The sequence below is a fragment of the Luteolibacter algae genome, assembly GCF_042683045.1.
Taxonomy (GTDB): domain Bacteria; phylum Verrucomicrobiota; class Verrucomicrobiia; order Verrucomicrobiales; family Akkermansiaceae; genus Luteolibacter; species Luteolibacter algae.
Map to the genome: position 1 here is coordinate 8758 of NZ_JBHUIT010000008.1, position 428 is coordinate 9185.

At 52.6% G+C, this 428-nt stretch carries 1 protein-coding gene; it reads right to left on the reverse strand.

What is annotated here, in order from left to right; translation table 11 throughout:
- Nucleotides 1–428, reverse strand: a 428-nt coding sequence (locus ACFSSA_RS06830) for a PLP-dependent transferase (RefSeq protein ID WP_386819574.1), incomplete at both ends; no start/stop codon positions are given.

Genomic DNA, 428 nt, shown 5'->3' on the forward strand with positions numbered 1-428 from the left:
TGAGACTGTTTCAGTGAAGAATGCACGCGTCTTCTCATCGGCCGCCGCAGTGAAATTTGCCGGATCGTTCGAGTCTACCAAGCGAACTTCAATCCCCAGCTGTGGCAGGATATTTGCGAATTGGGTGTATGTGCCGCCGTATAGATTGCGCGCGGAAACAATGTTGTCACCAGCTTCGGCGAGATTGATGATGGTGTTGAAAATCGCCGCGGTTCCGGAGGAATGAGCAAGCCCGCCCATCTCTGGTGCTCCTTCGAGGAGAGCGATACGCTTTTCCAATACATCATTGGTAGGGTTCATCAACCGTGAGTAGATATTCCCCAGTTCCTTCAGTGCGAAGAGATTTGCCGCATGCTCCGTGGAGTTGAAAACGAATGAAGCGGTGCGGTAAATTGGCACCGCGCGGGAGTTGGTATCCGAGTCTGGTT